Origin of the sequence: Enterovibrio sp. FF113, from assembly GCF_041439165.1 — a bacterium.
In the GTDB taxonomy this organism is placed as follows: domain Bacteria; phylum Pseudomonadota; class Gammaproteobacteria; order Enterobacterales; family Vibrionaceae; genus Enterovibrio; species Enterovibrio norvegicus_A.
On record NZ_JBGONO010000008.1, the window covers coordinates 153,110 to 171,917 of the forward strand.

19 protein-coding genes are annotated in these 18,808 nt (G+C 49.0%); 7 read left to right on the forward strand and 12 right to left on the reverse strand.

Annotation, left to right across the window (positions count from 1 at the left end):
• Positions 1-4 precede the first annotated feature (4 nt).
• Positions 5-1,063, forward strand: coding sequence for an ABC transporter ATP-binding protein (locus tag ACED36_RS08510; RefSeq protein WP_017003121.1), 1,059 nt, complete (start codon positions 5-7; stop codon positions 1,061-1,063).
• Positions 1,064-1,220: 157 nt separating this feature from the next.
• Here ACED36_RS08510 and ACED36_RS08515 read toward each other — a convergent pair whose 3' ends face one another.
• From ACED36_RS08515 to ACED36_RS08530, 4 genes are all read right to left on the reverse strand, one after another.
• Entirely contained in the window at positions 1,221-2,012 is a 792-nt protein-coding gene (locus ACED36_RS08515; protein WP_371733107.1) for a hypothetical protein, read from the reverse strand.
• Positions 2,000-2,536, reverse strand: coding sequence for an RNA polymerase sigma factor (locus ACED36_RS08520; protein ID WP_016959995.1), 537 nt, complete (start codon positions 2,534-2,536; stop codon positions 2,000-2,002). Before ACED36_RS08520 ends, ACED36_RS08515 begins: the two co-directional genes overlap by 13 nt.
• Positions 2,537-2,544: 8 nt before the next feature.
• The gene (locus ACED36_RS08525; RefSeq protein ID WP_371733108.1) at positions 2,545-3,261 is read right to left on the reverse strand and encodes a hypothetical protein; all 717 of its coding nucleotides are present in this window, start codon (positions 3,259-3,261) and stop codon (positions 2,545-2,547) included.
• A gap of 168 nt (positions 3,262-3,429) precedes the next feature.
• Positions 3,430-4,503, reverse strand: a complete 1,074-nt coding sequence (locus tag ACED36_RS08530) for a GDSL-type esterase/lipase family protein (protein ID WP_371733109.1) — start codon at positions 4,501-4,503, stop codon at positions 3,430-3,432.
• Between the two features lie 498 nt (positions 4,504-5,001).
• Here ACED36_RS08530 and ACED36_RS08535 point away from each other — a divergent pair, with 498 nt between their 5' ends.
• Complete coding sequence (locus tag ACED36_RS08535) at positions 5,002-5,991, forward strand: AraC family transcriptional regulator (RefSeq protein ID WP_016959999.1); 990 nt, start codon at positions 5,002-5,004, stop codon at positions 5,989-5,991.
• A 72-nt stretch (positions 5,992-6,063) separates the two neighbouring features.
• On the opposite strand, the gene ACED36_RS08540 is transcribed toward ACED36_RS08535, so the two are convergent.
• Both ACED36_RS08540 and ACED36_RS08545 read right to left on the reverse strand, forming a co-directional pair.
• Positions 6,064-6,840, reverse strand: a complete 777-nt coding sequence (locus ACED36_RS08540; RefSeq protein WP_026024272.1) for a hypothetical protein — start codon at positions 6,838-6,840, stop codon at positions 6,064-6,066.
• Positions 6,841-6,904: 64 nt separating this feature from the next.
• Positions 6,905-8,263: a serine hydrolase domain-containing protein gene (locus tag ACED36_RS08545; RefSeq protein ID WP_371733110.1), complete on the reverse strand. Its 1,359-nt coding sequence runs from the start codon at positions 8,261-8,263 to the stop codon at positions 6,905-6,907.
• Between the two features lie 200 nt (positions 8,264-8,463).
• On the opposite strand from ACED36_RS08545, the gene ACED36_RS08550 reads away from it, so the two are divergent.
• Entirely contained in the window at positions 8,464-9,057 is a 594-nt protein-coding gene (locus ACED36_RS08550) for a LysE family translocator (protein ID WP_016960002.1), read from the forward strand.
• Between the two features lie 31 nt (positions 9,058-9,088).
• Entirely contained in the window at positions 9,089-9,910 is an 822-nt protein-coding gene (locus ACED36_RS08555) for a helix-turn-helix domain-containing protein (RefSeq protein WP_371733112.1), read from the forward strand.
• A gap of 120 nt (positions 9,911-10,030) precedes the next feature.
• Here the strand turns inward: ACED36_RS08555 and ACED36_RS08560 are convergent, their stop codons facing one another.
• A complete protein-coding gene (locus ACED36_RS08560) occupies positions 10,031-11,239 on the reverse strand; it encodes an ammonium transporter (RefSeq protein ID WP_371733113.1) in 1,209 nt (402 codons plus the stop codon).
• Positions 11,240-11,485: 246 nt separating this feature from the next.
• On the reverse strand, positions 11,486-12,391 hold the full coding sequence (gene murQ / locus ACED36_RS08565) for an N-acetylmuramic acid 6-phosphate etherase (protein WP_017003131.1): 906 nt from the start codon (positions 12,389-12,391) through the stop codon (positions 11,486-11,488).
• 204 nt (positions 12,392-12,595) lie between these two features.
• Between murQ and ACED36_RS08570 the strand changes: the two genes are divergently transcribed.
• The 3 genes from ACED36_RS08570 (at position 12,596) to ACED36_RS08580 (ending at position 15,828) form a co-directional block, all read left to right on the forward strand.
• Positions 12,596-13,582 (forward strand): glutathione S-transferase family protein, encoded by a 987-nt coding sequence (locus ACED36_RS08570; protein WP_371733115.1) that lies wholly within the window; start codon positions 12,596-12,598, stop codon positions 13,580-13,582.
• 43 nt (positions 13,583-13,625) lie between these two features.
• On the forward strand, positions 13,626-14,597 hold the full coding sequence (locus ACED36_RS08575; RefSeq protein ID WP_371733116.1) for a glutathione S-transferase family protein: 972 nt from the start codon (positions 13,626-13,628) through the stop codon (positions 14,595-14,597).
• A 61-nt stretch (positions 14,598-14,658) separates the two neighbouring features.
• Positions 14,659-15,828 (forward strand): questin oxidase family protein, encoded by a 1,170-nt coding sequence (locus tag ACED36_RS08580; RefSeq protein ID WP_017005810.1) that lies wholly within the window; start codon positions 14,659-14,661, stop codon positions 15,826-15,828.
• A 78-nt stretch (positions 15,829-15,906) separates the two neighbouring features.
• Here ACED36_RS08580 and ACED36_RS08585 read toward each other — a convergent pair whose 3' ends face one another.
• The 4 genes from ACED36_RS08585 to ACED36_RS08600 all read right to left on the reverse strand — a co-directional run bounded on the left by ACED36_RS08585 (position 15,907) and on the right by ACED36_RS08600 (position 18,797).
• A complete protein-coding gene (locus ACED36_RS08585; protein ID WP_016960009.1) occupies positions 15,907-16,461 on the reverse strand; it encodes a 4Fe-4S binding protein in 555 nt (184 codons plus the stop codon).
• 67 nt (positions 16,462-16,528) lie between these two features.
• Positions 16,529-17,182 carry a molecular chaperone gene (locus tag ACED36_RS08590; RefSeq protein ID WP_016960010.1) on the reverse strand — a complete coding sequence of 218 codons (654 nt, stop codon included), beginning with the start codon at positions 17,180-17,182 and terminating at the stop codon, positions 16,529-16,531.
• Positions 17,183-17,331: 149 nt separating this feature from the next.
• The gene (locus tag ACED36_RS08595; RefSeq protein WP_016960011.1) at positions 17,332-18,174 is read right to left on the reverse strand and encodes a DmsC/YnfH family molybdoenzyme membrane anchor subunit; all 843 of its coding nucleotides are present in this window, start codon (positions 18,172-18,174) and stop codon (positions 17,332-17,334) included.
• Positions 18,171-18,797 (reverse strand): DMSO/selenate family reductase complex B subunit, encoded by a 627-nt coding sequence (locus ACED36_RS08600; protein WP_016960012.1) that lies wholly within the window; start codon positions 18,795-18,797, stop codon positions 18,171-18,173. Before ACED36_RS08600 ends, ACED36_RS08595 begins: the two co-directional genes overlap by 4 nt.
• Positions 18,798-18,808: the final 11 nt, after the last annotated feature.

Consider the following 18,808-nt stretch of genomic DNA (forward strand, 5'->3'; position numbering starts at 1 on the left):
GAACATGGGATCTATTCAACTCAATCGTGTCGAGAAGTGGTATGGCGACACGCAAGTGATCAAAGGAATCGATTTGTCTGTTGAAGAGGGCGAACTCGTCATTTTCGTTGGGCCATCAGGGTGCGGTAAATCGACCTTGTTGCGCATGATCGCTGGGCTTGAAGAAACTAGCCGCGGGCAGATTTTGATAGATGATATTGATATGACCGATCAGCCTCCCGCGAAACGTGGCCTCACTATGGTGTTTCAAAGTTATGCCTTGTATCCGCACATGACGGTGCGCGAGAACATGGGCTTTAGCTTGAAAACACAGGGGCGTCCTCAAGCGGAAATCGATGAAAAAGTGAATTACGCCGCGCAAGTGCTGAAGTTAGATACGTACTTAGATCGGCGTCCACGCAATTTGTCGGGCGGTCAACGTCAGCGCGTTGCGATTGGTCGTTCCATTGTGCGCGATCCCACCGCGTTTTTGTTCGACGAACCTCTGTCTAACCTTGATGCCTCCTTGCGCGTTGAAATGCGTTATGAAATTGCCAAGCTGCACCAATCACTGAAATCCACCATGATTTACGTGACCCACGACCAGGTTGAAGCTATGACGCTTGCCGACAAGATTGTGGTGTTGCAAGGCGGAATCATTGAACAAGTGGGCAGCCCAAAAACCTTGTACAACCACCCTGAAAACCTGTTTGTGGCGCAGTTTATTGGTAGTCCAAAAATGAATGTGATGCCTTGCATGACAGAAGGCGATAAGTATGTGCTTGCGGGTGGTAGCGAAGGCGGTGCGTATCCTTATGGGCGTGAAGCAACGCAAATCGGTGTTCGACCTGAAGCCATTGATCTGGTGTCTCCGGAAGAAGGTGACTGCCAAGGCATTATTGATGTGACTGAATACCTAGGTGCGGATATCTATCTAGTTGTAGATTGCGGCGAATTGGGCAAATTGACCGTTCGCACTGACGGAGAAAGTGAAGTTGAAGCGGGAGATCATGTTGGTCTTCAGTTCCACGCCAACAAACTTCACTTTTTTGATGCAAACGGGCTTTCTGTTTCTGCGTCGTGATCTTCTGCGCTAAGGCCTTTCGAGTTGGCATTAGCGCGAACACACTCCATTGATAACAGTCCTGCTCTTACGGTTCTGATATCTGTACCCGGCATTTCCTCCTTGGATGCCGGGATTTTTTTGCCTGAGAATTGGGTGAAATCCGCGAGTGATTAGATTAAATCGCGTTCCAGTCGCTCAACTGTACACAGCGTCCGCGGTACAACACCTGACTGGTTGGCGACATTTCGGCTGTCACAATCAACTCAGTACTGTTCTTGAGTGCTTTCCATTCTGTTGGCGTCATAAATCGGGTGTCATTGATGCTGCGCAGGGAGCCAATTTCTTTTCGGGTGCCCGTATCTTTGTCGACCATCCATACAACCGCGTTTTCCATCGGAAGGTCTGTGTCCCTTAAGTTTCGCTGTAAGCGGAGATTAGATTCACCGGGTTTGGCGCCTTGATACGCAACCAGCGCAAACAGGTTGGGTTCGTCGGCGGACGACATCATGGCGAGATAGGATGCTGGTTTAACCTGAGCGACAGAAGAGATCGGAGTCTGTGAGACAAACACAGGGCTGATTAATATCCCCACCATCAAGGAAAAGACAAACCCCACCGGAACAAACCAAGGGTGTCTAAACAACGAAGGCTTGATGTTTTCGGGTGTGTTTGTCGATGCTTTGTTGCCTGTCGATGAAGGGAAGATCGCCAATGAAAGGTTCTTCCATACGGAAGCGGGGGGCGTTGAAAATTGGCTGTCATCGGTATTGGCATCTATGGCCGGATTAAAGGCAGAAAAGTGCTGCTGCCAAATCTCAATGTACTCCCACCAGCTTGGGTCATTTTCCGTTAAGGTTTCCAACCTACGACGAACGCGCGGGGGGAGAGTGCCGAGTACATATTCTGCCGCCAGTTTGTCCCGAAGCTCTTGTGAGTTGTAGCGATGACTTGACTTCAATTCAGACATTTTTTCAGCTCCATTAACCCGCGACGAATCCACGACTTCACCGTTCCCAACGGCGTACTGACATGTTTTACGATTTCCTGATGGCTCATGCCATGCTCATAAGCGAGGACGATCACGTTACGTTTCTCGACGGACAGGGCCAGCAAACAATCTTGCATTTTCTGTGAATGAGCGTCGGGATTATGACTGGGCCTGACAGACAGAAAATCGGTCTCATTCATTGGCTCAGCCCTGAATTCTTCCTTTGTGTAACGTGCTCGTCGAAGTTCATCAATGGCAAGGTTTCTCATGCTTTGACAGAGCCATGCCCAAGGATGGTTAATGGGGTACGAAGGGCGCCCAAACCAGAGTTTCAAAAAGCCTTCTTGCAATAGATCCGCTGCGATTTGCTCGTCTTTAACTATCGATTTGAGCAGGCAAAACAAGCGAGCATTAGTTAACACGTAAAGCGCTTCGAAAGCCTTTCGGTCTCGAAGCGCAATGCGTGAGAGTAGGTGGCCAATTTCAATTGTATCTACACTCACTATTCACCTCATTGTTGCACGATATGCCAGACGTTTTTCACACCATTACCACTGATATCTCTGGGCTGTTTGTCCTTAAACCATCGGTATAAATGGCTGTCGTTGTAAGTCCATTGATAGATGCCATCGTTACGCTGAGTCATGCCATATCCGCCTGTCAGTTCAAGCGCATTGACACCTTTTGAAAGCAAGGCAGAGGCAACCATAGCGTGTGGCCATTTTGTTGCACATTCACCGTAGTAGTTCGACGTGCCATTTTTATCTTTATCAAAGGTATAGAGGGTAATGTTGTCGCTATCCACTAAAAAGCGTTGTTTACCGTTATTGTAAATCCTCAGCGTCACGTCGTCAGCGCGCGCAATGGGCCAAACGCCTTTAGTGCCCGCGCAAGCAATGTCTCCTGCTTGGGTATCATTTTTCCATCGATAAAGAGGCTTTTCGTTCAATGCCCATTGTTCCGTTCCGTCAGATCGTGTGATTTGGCTGAATTCTGCATGGTCGCCAAACAGTGATCGGTTCGCTTCATCGGCGAATAGCGGAGGCCAGTTAATCGCGTAATTGCCATTGCACACCGATTGGCCATTGGGGTCTTTGGAAAAGGTGTAAAGCGTGTGGCCGCTTTGATCAACATAAACGTTACCAACATCGGTTTGCTTGACGGTTTCAGTTGCGACGGCACACGAAGCCAGCAGAAATGGCAGTGTCGCAAACGATAATTTAGACATCTCGATTTCCTTGTCATTATGATCAGCCTTGCCTGATGGAAGGGTTTTCGTAGTAAGAGACGAAGGCATCGAATGATTGGATGCGGGTGAATGTAAAAAAGGGAAAAAAAGAGCGGCAACAATGCCGCTCTTTCATCCATGGTTTTACCTATGGATGGTATGCCACCATCAAAGCAGGTTATTCGCTGCAATAAAGTCACTTAGCTTCGCCGCAATTGACGCATGCTCTTTGACTGTTGGGTGCCAGATACACCCTTCGAGTGGCGAAACAAAGGTGTGGCTGTACACGCCGTCTTGTCCTTGGTTATTTAGCCGTTCAATGGCTTCTTGTGTGGCAGGAATAATGTCGTCGTAAGGGTAGGCAGGACGAGGCATCAAAATGACGCTGGTGTTGTTGTAGCGAGACTTCAGATCCGTCACAAATTCGACCATGCGATCTGTCCACGCTTCTTTTACGTCTTCGATGTCACTCCAAGGTTCATGAGGCTGGGGATCGGTACTGAAATCATTGGTTCCCACTTCCACCACAATCAGGTTGGGGTAGGTGTCTTCAAACGCCAATGTCCGGCCAAAAATTGCACCCGCTTTGTCGGCATAGTCGGTGAGGTTGTGATGCGGTTGATTGCCGCCCCAGTTACGAATCAGACCAAGGCCTGAGAAAGACACTTGCGTGATGCTTGCATTTAACGCTTTGCCGGTTTGATATGGGAAGGCTAAACGGGCGTTAGACGAAGTATATACCTCCTCCCATGTGCAATCGCGTTTGGTAGATTCACTGCCAAAACCCGCACTAATAGAATCACCAATAAACAAGATATGCGGTTGGTTTTCCCACGTACCGTTCAGTGTTCCATCATGATCAAATGAGATTAACTGCGCCATGGTTTCATAGTTTTCGGTACGTTTGACCACTTCTAGGGTGACGTCTCTCATCTGATCGCTATCAAGCAAAGTAAACGTCTGCTCTGTGTTGCCGCGGAGGGTAATAAGTGTATGTGAGAACTCACCATCAATTAGCACATCGAAATGATCGCCATTGCCAATGAGGTTCATGGAAAGCTGCGTGCCAATGAAACGGGTTTTTATTGTCGTACCTGGCCAATTAAATTGCACTGTGCCAGCGGCATAATCTTTAGTTATGCGACCTTCATAGTTAATAGCATGGTGGGTGGCTGGGGCAGTTTCTGCCATTACGTTGCTTGCAGCGAGTAGCAGAGATAGGTATCCGATTCTTTTCAACATGTTCAGTCCTTCGTTTTTTAGGTCTTCGCTATCGGTATGAGGTATCAACACACTGGATTGTGTGTGTTCCTTCTGAACAGTGGATAACGGCTTCCAACTCTCCGACGAACAAGGAAAGACAACACTCGGCTTTGTAAGCGCAATGTATGTTGACGATTACATTAAATATCTCTGGGTGTTAAATGGGAATTACCCTGAGGGCAATGAGCAGAGCAAGAGTTGAGAAATCAGGGAATGGGTTGATTTCCAGCTCTGATAAGTCAGTCAGGATACATTTTGCTTTGCGCTATACCAAAACAACCTCAAGATGCTTGTTCAGATAGCGTTGTTGGCTGTCAACCGCGGCGTTGGTTTGAAAACAGAGTCGCTCTGCGTTGAAACTCAGCAATAAAGCATGACTGACCATCTGAACGTTAAATTGACGACAGTTTGCCTTTCAAATGTTTCTCGCTAATGGCACATTGCCAACAAGACGATTAACCAGATGTTTATCACACCATGCCCAATCAAACGCCTAAAACACCGAGCTTAGCGTCATCTCAAAATCTGCTGCCTTTTATTGAGTATTTCAACAAAAACCGGATCGAGTGGAAGGTGATTGCATCTCAGTACGATATTCCCGAACGCATTGCTGACGAAGAATGTTGGTTGCCTGCGGTGAATGTGATGCGCTTTTTGCAGAAACTCGTGGTATCGCAAAAAGAACATATTGGTATTGAGGTGGGTCGGTTGATTTCCCTTAGCCAGCTTTCTCCGGCGTTGAGCGACGCGCTTGATGCATGTGACTCGATAGATGATGGCGTGCATGTTTTGATGGCATGGATGCCGCTGTTGAGTAATCATGTGGTGGTATGGCCAGAAAAATTTGGTGACCAGTGGATGCTCTGCCACCGCAGTGCTTATCGTCCTACATCACCGGGTTTTGATCAAACAGAATGGTTTAGAACACTTGTGCTAGGGGCGTTTTGTCGTCGTTTTGTTGATGAAAATTGGTTACCCAATCATGTGTGGATGAGTATTAATCCTCCGCCTAAAGATCAGCTTCCAGCCTCTTTCTTGCAATTAGATATTCGCTATCAACAGCCAATAGCTGCGATTGAATTGCCGGTCTCTGAGGGATTTCATGCAGTAGAAGATCGAGAGCTGTCGGAGCACTGGATGGAAAGCATGACAAAGCTGGCGAGTACCTATGCGTGCTTGCCTAATTTTCATGTGGATTGGTTGGCGAAGATGGTGGGCATGTCAACGCGAACCTTGTTAAGAAGGTTGAGCGACAATGGCATAACGATGCGAGAATTGCGTGATACGGCGAGAGAGCAAACCGCAAAAAAACTGCTCAAAGATCAATCGCTATCGATGCTCGATATCGCTTGGCATTGTGGGTATACCGATCTGGCTAACTTCAATCGTGCTTTCAAAAAGTGGACGGGATTCACCGCGCCGCAATATCGCCAACAACAAATGTTAATGAGTGCCAGCACCGCTTAGAAGCAGAAGGAAAAGGCCTCTGCCACTGATGGGAGTGACAGTAGCAAGGCCTTGACGGATTGATTAGGAAGCTTAAAAGTATTTGCGAATACCAAACCAAACTTCAGATTGCCAGTCACTTGGTAGGGCTATGTTATTCGTTGATAGCGAGGTTTTGGTGTAGTCAAAACGTGTGTTTACCCACCATGTTCTTGCGCTATTTAAGGGCGCATTAATGCCAGCTTTGAAAGAGACTGTGTCCATTTCTATCGTATCGCCAGACACACTTTGATATTCAGGCGTGAAGTGAAGGTAGGAGCCTGAGTCGCCAAGGTATTTGGCTGTTATGAGCCCCGCCGAGAAGCCGGAGACGGAATCATCAATGCCTTGTTGGGTCAATTCGATATCGCCTGTGATCACACCTAAGCGCGGAAAAACGAGCAGTCCTGCTGTGTAAGCGGGATTAATCGCCGCGACACCTCCAATGGATATCAGATCGTTGTTCATGCCTGCTGCATCATCGCGTGTATTGATGTAGTCAACGGAAAACCCAAGCTTGGGGACAGCGTGAAAGCCCGGTTCAAACACATGGAAGTACTGAAATCGAGAGTTTGTGTAGTCACTGCCAAAATCGTTCGCGTTTCGGTCTTCATCTTTAAAGTACGCTTCGGCCAATAGCGCGAATTGTTGACCATTTTCTAGGCCGCCCGATATTTGGCCTTGAAGTTGAATGTCACTGTTGCCGCTTAAAAGTACACCTGCTTGGGTGTAGACCTTAGTGACATCTGCTGGGTCGATAATGTCGCCATCTTGAGCAAAGACAGGCGCAGCGAGGAGAATAGCGAGAGGGACTAGCGCAAATTTTTTCATCATTAATTTCTCTTAAAAGTGCGCTTCGTCCCTGAAGCAAAAGGAAAGGTGGCCTGAATACGGACTATTTGTCAGCGAGTGCTTTGGCTGCAGCACGCATCAGTGCTGGACCTTTGTTTTCGCCAAACCCTGAGTGATAAGGGTTGTTGGAGTACATGACGCCGACAAAATCTCTGGCCGGATCGATGTAGATGAATTGGCCAAGGTTGCCGCTTTTTGCCATCGCACCATCGTCGAAGATGTAGTCAAATTGATACGAGTTATATTGCGCCTTCTCGTTAAAAGCATGTTGAGAGCTGGCTTCTTTGGTGGTGCCGATGTATGCCTTGGCGTCACCGCCTTGATGAATGCGATCTATGACGGCTTGAGACACGACGGGCTCAGTGGCGACCGCACTCCAGCTTGGTGTAAACAGGGCTCCCCAGCGTGCCATGTCTTCCATGGTGCTCGACATCAGACCAACAGAAATGGCCATGCCATCGGGAGTAAGGTTGGTCAACATAGGCTGCCGTGCCGTCACTTTAGACCAAACGCGATCTTCAAAGACTTTCGCCCATGTTTCCCCTTCAATGTTTTCGATAAGTTGTGTCAATACCATCGTGTTCATCGATGCATAGCTGAAACGCTCGCCGGCATTTTCATCGTCTACCTCTTTTGTGTCTTTCGCGACATCAAGCCAGCCTTCCAATTCCCCTGTTGCATATCGCGGTGAGCCAAATGCTGCGGCAAAGAAACGAACAACGGCGGAATCTGGGTTCATGATGGATTCAGCGGTTTCTTCATTGTCGAGGCCTGTGGCATGGTTCAAAACATTCAACACGCTGATTTTGTCCCATACCGTCCCCTTGAGTTCTGGCACGTAGTTGGTGATCGGCGCTTGAGGGTCCACCTTACCTTCTTCCACCATCATGGCGATGACAGTGCCGACGGTCGTTTTGGCGGCTGACGCCCAAATATGACGATCGGTTGGCTTCATGCCGGGATAGGCTTCATAAACCAGCTTGCCTTCATGGATCAGCACAAATCCTTGGGTGCGAAACTGTGGGTCGGCGAGATACTCCGCCATTGTCAGTTCGCCTTTACTATCAGTTTGAACCAGCAAGTTGTCGAGTTGGTGCTGAATGTTACGGGCCAATGGCTTGTACTCTTCAGCTGGCGATGACACGGCGGTCGGCACAAATTCGCTCATGTGCATGTTGTAGTAAAGCGCGTGGTCGCCACCCATTTGCCAATGGAAGTTGGACAAGTTTTGTCTTGCAGCATCGATGAATTCTGGCGAAAACGCGCCTTTGGCTGCTTGGACCGGCAAGGTGACTTGTGCACCTTCAACGCTCAGTGCTTTTTCAACAGGATTGATATCTGCAAAGGTAACCGATGAGAATATGAGTGATGAACATACGATAGCAATTGGCTTAAGTTTCATGATGTTGCCTCCATTGAGTTGATGTAAGTAATCTTACGGTTCAATGCATAAACTAAATAGGTCATTTTATGCCAACATAGATGGAGTCATTATTTTTCAAAAAATGGGCATAACTGTCGGGTGAGTATGCGCCTGCAATATCGTTCAATACCTTTTCTGCGGTATCGAATACTCTCTGTTCATTGAAAAGGGAGTAGTAGATGGGAAGTGTGATTTTAGCGATGGCGACCTTCGCCTTTGTGGGGGCCGTAACACCGGGGCCTGTGAATATTCTGGCCACCAGCACAGCGGTAAACGCGGGCGTGAAGGAAGCAGCAAAACACGTGTTGGGCGCATCGTTGGCCTATGCCTTTGTGGTGTATCTGTCGGGGAACGTGATGCAGGGGTTGCTGCACGTTTTACCTAAACTTGAAGCGGTCATGCAGGTCGTTGGCAGCCTGTATCTTTTTTACTTAGCCTATAAAATTTTCACTGCACCAGTGACAAGAATAGCGGCTTCACATACGGCGCGATCGGGACTGTGGATAGGTTCATTGACGCAACTTCTCAACCCCAAAGCGTGGTTAGTTGCTATGTCAGGAATCAGTTTGTTTGTGTTTGGGCGTGGTGATGAAAACCTGTATTTGCTGATTTTTACCAGCGTCTCATTGGTACTGTGTTTAATTGGCGTGGGTGTGTGGGCTGTGCTGGGCACTGTGCTTGCAAGCCGTCTCGAGAATCCAAGGCAACAACGTCAGTTTAATCGTGTGATGGGTGTGTTGTTGGCCGTTTCTGTGCTAATGATATGGACCTAAGTGATAACGGCAAACAGGCAAAAGGATTGCGATGAAAAAGGACGGGAGTGCCAGCTTCAAACAAAGCACTGTGTTGCCTTGGGTTGAACTGCGAGTCGCCAACCAAAGTCATGCCTGTTATGACGCGCATTCTCACGATGAGTTTTCGTTTGGCATCATTAATCAAGGCCATGCGTACTATCGAAATCGTCAGCAAACCCACCCTATTGGCGAAGGTGATGTGGTGACGATTAACCCCGCGGATGTCCATGCGTGTAACCCCAATGCGGGTACGTGGTCTTACAGCATGTTGTTTGTTGATACGTTAAAGATGGGCGATGTGCAGCGAGATGTCCTTCAACGCGATAGCAGTGATTACACACCATTTTTGAACGACTTGGAACGAAGTCCTTTCATCAAACAACGCTTCCGAGCTCTTTTCGATGCGCTTCAAGCGGATTCCAGTGCACTGCAGGCGCAGGTCTGTTTGTACGCGTTCATCGAAGTGATGCTCGGGAAGCAAGCGCTCGATCACATTGGGAAAATGGCCCAGCAACCGTATTTGACTCACATTCGTGAAAAGATGCTCGATGACATTGATCATACTCATCAACTGGATGATCTTGCTGAAGAGGCGGGGATGAGTCGCTATCAGCTACTTCGGGCATTCAAAAGTCAATTTGGTTTGCCGCCTCACGCTTATTTGATGGATGAGAAAATTAAGCGCGCCAAAGTGATGCTGAAATCGGGCAAAGACATCTCAGACGTTGCGCTGCAGCTTGGTTTTTCTGATCAAGCCCATTTCCAGCGCCAATTCAAAAAGAAACTCGCCGTCACACCGAAGTTTTATCAATCACACTTTTTACAGAAATAGCTCACTACACAATCATTTGTTTCTTGTTTGTACTCCTACTTCCGCGGGTTCTCCGCGACAAAAAAAGCCCATCTCACAGGCAGAGATGGGCTTTTCAAACTGCTTCAGCAAGGTGCGTGATTAGTCTTCTGACGTCGAGGCGATTTTGTGAATCGCCAAGTCTGCGCCGTTGTACTCTTCTTCTTCCGTCATACGAATGCCTGCGGCTTTATCGACGGCGGTGTAGACAATCCAACCGCCCACGAAGGCCACCACAACACCTGCAATGGTGCCGATAAGCTGAGACATAAAGCTCACGCCACCCAAGCCGCCAAGTGCTTCTAAGCCGAAAATACCGGCGGCGAGACCACCCCAAACACCACATACGCCGTGCAACGGCCAAACACCCAAAACATCATCAATTTTCAAACGGTTTTGGGTCAAGGTGAATAACCAAACGAACAAGGCGCCAGCAACACCACCCGTCACTAGCGCACCAATTGGGTGCATCAGGTCAGAGCCCGCACACACAGCGACAAGACCAGCAAGGGGACCATTGTGTAGGAAACCGGGGTCATTTTTACCCACGATGAGTGATGCGACGATACCGCCAACCATCGCCATCAAGGTGTTGACCGCTACTAAACCGCTGATGCCATCCAGCGTTTGTGCAGACATGACGTTAAAGCCGAACCAACCGATGGTGAGGATCCATGCGCCAAGTGCAAGAAACGGAATGTTTGATGGTGCGAAAGCGATAAGTTTACCGCCACGGTATCGGCCTTTGCGCACGCCAAGGATCATAACGGCAGCGAGGGCAATCCAACCGCCGACAGCATGCACAACAACAGAACCTGCGAAGTCATGGAAAGGCGCACCGAACGAGGCGTCTAGCCAATCTTGGAAGCCAAAGTTACCGTTCCAGATTAAGCCTTCGAAGAAAGGATAAACAAAGGCCACGATGGCCGCGGCGGCAATTAACATAGGGGTGAACTTCGCGCGCTCTGCCACACCACCGGAGATAATAGCGGGGATAGCGGCGGCAAATGTCATCAAGAAAAAGAACTTAACGAGTTCATAGCCGTTGTTGGCGGAGAGTGTTTCTGCGCTGCTAAAAAAGGTGGTGTCATAGGCTACCCAGTAGCCAATAAAGAAGTATGCAAGCGCTGAGAAACCAAAGTCTGACATGATTTTGACCAAGGCATTCACTTGGTTACGATGTCTGACGGTGCCGACTTCCAAAAAGGCAAAGCCTGCGTGCATGGCGAGTACCATGATGGCACCCATCAAGATAAAGAGCGTGTTCGCGCTTTCTGTTAGCGTTTGAATCGCGCTGCTGATGTTTTCCACGTTGTTATTCCTCTACTTCCATGAGAACAAAATTCCATTGGGGGCAATAAAGCACAAAACATGCCTGATTGTTCCAATAAGGGGCAGAGGGGCGCCAAGTGAGTGCGGTTTTTCTATAACTTACTGAAATAGTGTTATTTAGTTCTGCACTAAAAAGGAATGATTGAATAGTTGGCACAACAGCTTTGAAACGTTTCGCTTCAAAGCTGTGCAGAAATAGTGCGAGAATGCACTAAAAGAGTGCAGTTATTGGTGTTTGTTCAATGCGTTGCGGATAAAGCCATCATGTTGTTCCAATCGTGCTTTCGCTTGTTCTGCATTAATGCCTGCTAGAAGCATGAGAATGGCGGTTTTGCAGTGGCGGTTGCAGGCATTAAGCGCCGCTTCAGCCGCTTGTGACGATTCGCCTGTTGCTTCCACTACAATGTTGACTTGGCGCTGAACCAGTTTGGCGTTGGTGGCTTCTACATCGACCATTAAGTTGCCATATACTTTGCCGCTTCGAATCATCGCGCCTGTGGTGAGCATGTTCAGGATAAGTTTTTGTGCTGTTCCTGCTTTCATGCGTGAAGATCCGGTGACAACTTCAGGGCCAACAATCGGCGTGATAGCAATATCCGCTTCATCCACCATGGCGCACTGTGGGTTACAGGCAATGGCCACCACGGTGACACCTAATGTTTTGGCGTACGCCATGCCGCCCAATACATACGGGGTGCGTCCACTGGCTGCGATACCGACAAGTACGTCTTTGTTTGAGAGCTTAAGATCTTTTAAATCCTGCTCACCGAGTTCTGTATTGTCTTCTGCATTTTCGACCGCCTTGAGAATGGCAGGATGACCCCCTGCAATTAATCCTACGACCTGCTCGGCTTTGCTGCCAAATGTCGGAGGGCATTCGCTGGCGTCTAGAATACCCAATCGACCAGACGTGCCCGCCCCCATATAAATCAACCTGCCACCTTGGGCAAATGCCGTCGTAATGGCATCGACCGCTTTCGCGATGTGAGGCAGTTGTGCTTTGACAGCGAGTGCCACTTGTTGATCTTCCTGATTCATCACAGCCAGCATATCGAGCGTGGAAAGTGTGTCGATGTTTGCACTGGCTGGGTTACGGCTTTCTGTGACCAATCGAGTTAAATCAATTTTCATCGCTAGCATGCTCATTTATTGGGGATTTTTATAGCTGCCAGTATTCCTCATCGGCATGTGAAAACTCAAGAGAAAAGGTGAGCCTTCTTTTCTGCTCATTGTTCTCTTATCGAGAATAATCAATTCATGTTCTCACTGTTTATTGATGTATTGAGGTCGATTATTGTTTGTTCATCGAAAGTTGATGGCAAAGGATGACAGGTAATGGGCTTATTAGTAGATGGAAAGTGGCGAACCGATTGGTATGACACCAGCAAGACAGACGGACGTTTTACCCGGAAAGCACCCAGTTTTCGTCACTGGATAACCCAAGATGGCGGCGCAGGGCCAAGCGGTGATGCAGGGTTTAACGCTGAACCGGGCAGATACCATCTGTATGTGTCACTGGCTTGTCCTTGGGCGCATCGGACGTTGATTTTTCGTGCGTTAAAAGGGCTCGAAGACATGATCTCCGTGTCGGTTGTTAGTGCCTTTATGGGCGATGACGGTTGGACGTTTTTGCCTGGCGATGATGTGGTGCCAGATACCGTGAACGGTAAAACGCATTTGCATCAAATCTATACCGAGGCGATGAGCGATTACACCGGACGCGTGACTGTGCCTGTGCTGTGGGATAAGAAAACTCACACCATTGTGAGCAATGAATCGGCGGACATCATTCGCATGTTGAACAGCGCATTTGATGAAGTGGGCGCCAAGCCAGGCGATTACTACCCGACTGCACTGCGTGAGGCCATCGACGAGGTGAACGATTATGTTTATCCCAACATCAATAACGGTGTATATCGCGCTGGGTTTGCAACCACACAAGCAGCGTATGACGAAGCGGTAGAAGATGTGTTCCATGCACTCGATGCATTGGAAGTGAAACTTGCCACACAGCGCTATTTGCTGGGTGACGCTTTAACCGAGGCCGATTGGCGTTTGTTCACCACCTTGATTCGGTTTGATGCTGTTTATGTTGGGCATTTCAAATGCAGTCGCCGTCGTATTGTCGATTACCCAAATTTGTTTGGATACCTGCGCGAGCTTTATCAAATACCGGGTATTGCTGACACGGTTCATATCGACCATATCAAGGCGCATTACTACGGTAGCCACGAAACGGTGAACCCGACACGCATTGTGCCGATTGGCCCAGCGTTGGATTTTACGACGCCACATGGGCGAGAGCAGATTGGCAACCAGTGATATACGCCAACGCTGAGAAGCAATGCTGAGAAGGAATGAAGTGATGGGGAAATTAGTTGAAGGACGCTGGCTCACCGACGATGCATTGCTTGAGTTGGAGACCAAAGAATATGAGAAGGCCAATGGCCGATTTCAACGCGGCACGGCGAAATTTCGCTCGTGGGTCACGGAAACGGGAGAGGCAGGCATCAGCGGTGACGCAGGCTTTAAAGCAGAAGCTGGGCGCTACCATTTGTTCGCGGCGTTGAATTGCCCTTGGGCGCATCGCACCTTGATTTATCGCAACGTCAAGCAATTGCAGAATGTGGTCGGGTTGTCGCTGGTTGCGCCGCTTCGCACCGATCAAGGTTGGGTGTTTGATAAAAGTACGCCGAGATTTACTGATGAGCTGTTTGGGCTCGATGCGATGCACCAGCTTTACGTGAAATCCAATCCCGATTTTACAGGTCGCGTGACGGTACCTGTGCTGTGGGACAAGAAAACACAGACCATCGTGAGTAACGAGTCGTCTGAGATTATCCGTATGTTCAACAGTGCGTTTAACGAGGTGACAGGTGATAAACAAAATTTCTATCCGTCGAAATTGGCGCACCGCATTGATGCGATGAACGAGTGGGTTTTCAACACCGTGAATAACGGCGTGTACAAAGCGGGCTTTGCCAGAACGCAAGAGGCGTATACGGAAGCGGTGACGACGTTGTTTGCGTCGTTGGAGGAAATAGAAACCCGTTTAGGGAATCACAAGTATTTGCTGGGGAATCAGATCACCGAAGCGGATTGGCGATTGCTGCCGACGCTGGTGCGTTTTGATGTGGGTTACTTCACCGCGTTCAAATGCAACCTCAAAGCGCTGCGAGATTACCCAAATATCTCGGCGTATTTGAAAGAACTGGTTAAACAGCCGGGCGTGCGAGGCACTATCGATCTGGATGTGTATCGCCGCGGCTACAACTCAAAAAGTCCGTTGCGTAATCCGCACGGCATTGTGCCTGTCGCACCAGATGTGGACTTTTGATAAGCATTTTAGCTAGGCAGGTACAGCAACAAACACATTATCAACGCAAGGAGGAGTCACCATGTTATTTAATCCATCAAATACTGCGACACGACAATTCAACGCAGCTGCTGACATATCTGCGTTGGTAAATGATGAAATGCTGAAAGACAGCGCGTTTCACCCCAACCTTGGTGGTGTGACAAAAGGCGGCATGGCGAATCATTACCCGATGACCATTATGTCGTTGCAAGCACTGGGTGCCAGTGATGAAAATATCAGGGATTTTCGTGCTGCATGGCCGCGCTATCGCTCAAAAATTACTGATGATCTGCGTCTTCGTGACAAGGGCGTGGTGACGCAAGAAAACTGGCCTGATTATGTAGGACAAGCAAACCTGCTGGCAGATTTTCAGCGTATGTTTTTCGACGGCTTACAAGCAACGGACGATCAAAATGCGTACATCATGTCTGCGCTCGATAAGCTGCAATATGCGCTGCCGATGGGACTGTTTCATCCCTTGATCAGATTAAGCTTCGCCATGATGCATGGCGATAAAGGGTTGATCGCTGATGCGCTGGCGTATTGGGCGATACGTTATGAAGATCTGTATAAACGCATGTTGCCGCCGCGCACTGATTTCACCAATATCTCGGTCAGTGCAGAAGACAATTGGGCGACATTACATGCTGCGAAACCCGAGCTGAGTTTTCGAGGTGGTAGCCTGAATGTGTGCGAGCGTTTGTGTTCTGAGCCTGTGCTTCACGATATCGCCGTGGCGGAGAATTTCTTTATCACCGAAGAAAATCTCGAGCTGAAAATTCAAGAAATCGGTGATCGTGCTATTGGCTTGTACCTGTTTGAACCCGCACTCACGACCTTACATGGCGTGACGGCGTTTCAAGCGCTGGTGGACATTACCCAGACAGTGCTTGGTGACAGTGACAGATTTCGCCCGTTGTTAGCTGAACTTTGGCAACGTTACTGGATTTGGTTGACGGCGCTTTATATTGAAAAAGGCGTTCCAGAGGCCTTGCCAAGTGTTGTTGAAGAATCACGAAGTGACGTTGATGCTTTTGCATGGGAAGACATTGCCAGTGCCATAGTGAAAGTGCCAGAAGTGCATGCCATTAAAATGGTGTTTAGCTGCAAATGGCTATTTGAGAACCTTGATGCGAACCCGCGCTACAAAGCGGCCGCCATCAATGTACTTAGCCAGCATATCAATGTGAAGCCAGTGCGATTAGGTTGATACACGGCCAAATGAACAATCAAAGAGCGGCTAGTCCCGCTCTTTTTCGTTTTTGTGGTGGATGACAATCGCTATGCGTTAACGCATCACCATCTGAATGGCATGAGACGGGCAGGCGACACGGCATTGCGCACAGCCAGAGCAAAGCTCCGTTTTGATTGAAACACTTCGATTTACAGTGTCAATCGCTTGATGTGGGCAAGCCTCTTCGCACGATTGGCAAGGTGCCCCCATTTGACGAACACACATGCCTGAAAGTGCGGCGACAGCGCCTGTCGATGGCACGCCATTGGCCGATGTATTTGCGAGCGAAAGTGTTGGGCAAACGCGTTGGCATTCACCACACTCTGTGCACGAACCGCCATCTAGCGTAAGCGTGGGTTTCTCTTCGAGCATGCTAATGACGTGCTGTGGACACACCTCTTCACATTTTCCGCACCCATCGCAGAGGCGATTTAACAACGCTTCTTCTACCGCTGTGGGCGGGCGGGGAACGCTGCGAATAGCGGCTATCTGAGTAGACGCTTTTACAGGCTTACTGACACCAGACCACAAGGCGCGAAAAAGCCCCCGGCGACTGCACTGTTGCATGTTCAATTGTGCGTTGTAATAGCGCTCGTCTCTGTCTGACATGGTGCCTAACCCTGATTGTCGGTAAACATGTGCGGTTCTGAGTAACGTTTGATATTCACGCTAGCGATTAACGATAGAGATTTACGCTGTTGTATTGCGCGTTCACCTGCGACGCCAATTGCTCTAGCGTGCCTTCCGCAAGATAGCTAATGCCTTGGTAAAACTCGGTTTGTGCACCTTCGCGCATGATCGCGAAAAAGCGCGGTGCCCACGTCAGCACATGATCGCTCAAAAAGGCCTTTAATGATGCCAAGCTTTCATTGTGAGTGGCTTCAACCACTTGTGCGTTAAATGCGGTCTCAAGCAAATAAGTGATGAAGGAAAACACCAAACCAATATGATCTTCGGGTTCACGTTCGCCTGTATCGATAGCAATGCCATGCTCCGCGTAAAACGCGCGAATCGCCAGCGTAGCAGCGCCACAGGTAGTTTGTTCCTCCGTCAGATACACAGAGCCCCAAGGCGCTGCTGTCAGGGTATTTGGTCCGACAAACAATTGTGCGTAATCACGGCTGGCCGCGTGTAGATTAGGTCGTTGTTTAAGCAACGCTAACCCTTGTTCCACCTTGGCATTCGCCATGTCTACGGGCCATTCATCGAACATCGGCTCGTCATAGAGAGCGTTAATGAAGTGTGCATCTGGCGCTTGATGCAATGCACGATAGAAAAAGTGACTGGCGATGGTCAGGCTTGCAAGCGTTTCGTAGCGAGAGTCATTCATGGCAATGGGCTTATTCGGTTAAAATTAATGAGGTAAAAAAGAACGTGTTTTAAAAAATAAAAAGGGGTGACAAAAAGAAAAGGTAACGCGTTAACATTCAAAAAGAGGGGCTGACATTCCAGCCCCTTTTTGACCCAAAAATCGGGATATTACATACCAGAGCTAGCGCTGATGAAGGCGTCGTAGAAGAACGCACGACCAGACAGTTCTGCCATCACAACCATCAAAAACGCCGCAATCGCGATGCCAGCGTTTTTGTTATTGCCACGCAATGCTTGAGATGCAAACAGTACAACACCTGATGCCATCAAACCGATACGCGCCATGGTGAAGGCTTCTGCGTTCGCCATCGCGAAGGGGTTGGCGTAAGCATTTAGCTGACCTAACCAGACTGCGTAGCCACCAAAACCAACCAATGACATTGCCATGGTGATCAGTGCGGCCATGGCCAGTGAACGGTCAGCGCATTGTTGAACCTTACCAATTTTTGCAGCTTGAACGCGCAGTGCCAATGCGGCTGCAATTGGGCCAACGACACCTGCAGTCATCAAAAACTGGAACGTGGTCCAATGCGAGTTCCAGCTCACCACGGTTGGCAAACGGTACACGTTCACAATCGCAAGAATGAACACAACACCCAGTGCCATTGCCGCAGGTAGCGTGAGCTTTTGCAGGGTAGGTTGAATGTTCAACACGCGCAGTGCGGTGTAGGTAAATGCCGCGCCACCAAACAGTGACAATGCGACGATTTCCATGCTCAGTGCAGACATGTGTGCAAGACCGAACATCACGTTGAACATGCGAAATGGCTGACCTAAGTGCGTCACTGACGCAATCGCGCCCAGACCCAACAGTGTCAGTGATGCCATAAACGCGATGTTCATGCTTTTACGCTCGGGTTTGAGGAACATTTCCACCAAACCTAGGGCGATAAACATACCGACGGCGGATTGCGCTAATACGGTAAAGAAGACCAGCGATAATTCACTCATAGCGATACCTCTGTCGGGTTTTGGATGCTGCCTGTGGTGTCGCCAGTGGGGCGAGAGTTACGGCAGGTGGTGACGATCAGGTTTGGCGATGTCAAACGTGGATCGGGCAGCGGCGCAACGTCGTTTTTCGTGCCGTACATTTCGCGCAGTTCGTCCATTGGACCGAAATCCAGCGCACGCAATGGGCAAGACTCGACACACACTGGCTTGCGGCCTTCTGCAATGCGCTCGTAGCAACCATCACACTTGGTCATGTGTTTTTTCGCAGGGTCGTATTGAGGTGCGCCATAAGGGCACGCCATGCCACAGTATTGGCAACCCACACACACGTCTTTATCGACAACCACAAGGCCATCTTCAGTACGTTTGTGCATCGCGCCCGTTGGGCAAGCTTTCACACACGCTGGGTTTGAGCAGTGGTTACATGAAATCGACATGTAGTAGGCGTAAACGTTCTGGTTCACTGTGCCGTCGTCGTTTTGTACCCAGTCACCGCCGGCGTATTCGTAAACACGACGCCAGTTAACGCCCACAGGCAGGTCACTGCGGTCTTTACATGAAACCTGACAGGTTTTACAGCCTGTACACTTGCTGGTGTCTACATGGAATCCGTATTGAGTCATCTATTTATCTC

What these genes read in the sequence shown, in the direction of transcription:
- ACED36_RS08510 (WP_017003121.1), top strand. Translation starts at nt 5, where the DNA reads ATGGGATCTATTCAACTCAATCGTGTCGAGAAGTGGTATGGCGACACG.
- ACED36_RS08515 (WP_371733107.1), bottom strand. Translation starts at nt 2,012, where the DNA reads ATGTCTGAATTGAAGTCAAGTCATCGCTACAACTCACAAGAGCTTCGG.
- ACED36_RS08525 (WP_371733108.1), bottom strand. Translation starts at nt 3,261, where the DNA reads ATGTCTAAATTATCGTTTGCGACACTGCCATTTCTGCTGGCTTCGTGT.
- ACED36_RS08530 (WP_371733109.1), bottom strand. Translation starts at nt 4,503, where the DNA reads ATGTTGAAAAGAATCGGATACCTATCTCTGCTACTCGCTGCAAGCAAC.
- ACED36_RS08535 (WP_016959999.1), top strand. Translation starts at nt 5,002, where the DNA reads ATGCCCAATCAAACGCCTAAAACACCGAGCTTAGCGTCATCTCAAAAT.
- ACED36_RS08540 (WP_026024272.1), bottom strand. Translation starts at nt 6,840, where the DNA reads ATGAAAAAATTTGCGCTAGTCCCTCTCGCTATTCTCCTCGCTGCGCCT.
- ACED36_RS08545 (WP_371733110.1), bottom strand. Translation starts at nt 8,263, where the DNA reads ATGAAACTTAAGCCAATTGCTATCGTATGTTCATCACTCATATTCTCA.
- ACED36_RS08550 (WP_016960002.1), top strand. Translation starts at nt 8,464, where the DNA reads ATGGGAAGTGTGATTTTAGCGATGGCGACCTTCGCCTTTGTGGGGGCC.
- ACED36_RS08555 (WP_371733112.1), top strand. Translation starts at nt 9,089, where the DNA reads ATGAAAAAGGACGGGAGTGCCAGCTTCAAACAAAGCACTGTGTTGCCT.
- murQ (WP_017003131.1), bottom strand. Translation starts at nt 12,391, where the DNA reads ATGAAAATTGATTTAACTCGATTGGTCACAGAAAGCCGTAACCCAGCC.
- ACED36_RS08570 (WP_371733115.1), top strand. Translation starts at nt 12,596, where the DNA reads ATGGGCTTATTAGTAGATGGAAAGTGGCGAACCGATTGGTATGACACC.
- ACED36_RS08575 (WP_371733116.1), top strand. Translation starts at nt 13,626, where the DNA reads ATGGGGAAATTAGTTGAAGGACGCTGGCTCACCGACGATGCATTGCTT.
- ACED36_RS08580 (WP_017005810.1), top strand. Translation starts at nt 14,659, where the DNA reads ATGTTATTTAATCCATCAAATACTGCGACACGACAATTCAACGCAGCT.
- ACED36_RS08585 (WP_016960009.1), bottom strand. Translation starts at nt 16,461, where the DNA reads ATGTCAGACAGAGACGAGCGCTATTACAACGCACAATTGAACATGCAA.
- ACED36_RS08590 (WP_016960010.1), bottom strand. Translation starts at nt 17,182, where the DNA reads ATGAATGACTCTCGCTACGAAACGCTTGCAAGCCTGACCATCGCCAGT.
- ACED36_RS08595 (WP_016960011.1), bottom strand. Translation starts at nt 18,174, where the DNA reads ATGAGTGAATTATCGCTGGTCTTCTTTACCGTATTAGCGCAATCCGCC.
- ACED36_RS08600 (WP_016960012.1), bottom strand. Translation starts at nt 18,797, where the DNA reads ATGACTCAATACGGATTCCATGTAGACACCAGCAAGTGTACAGGCTGT.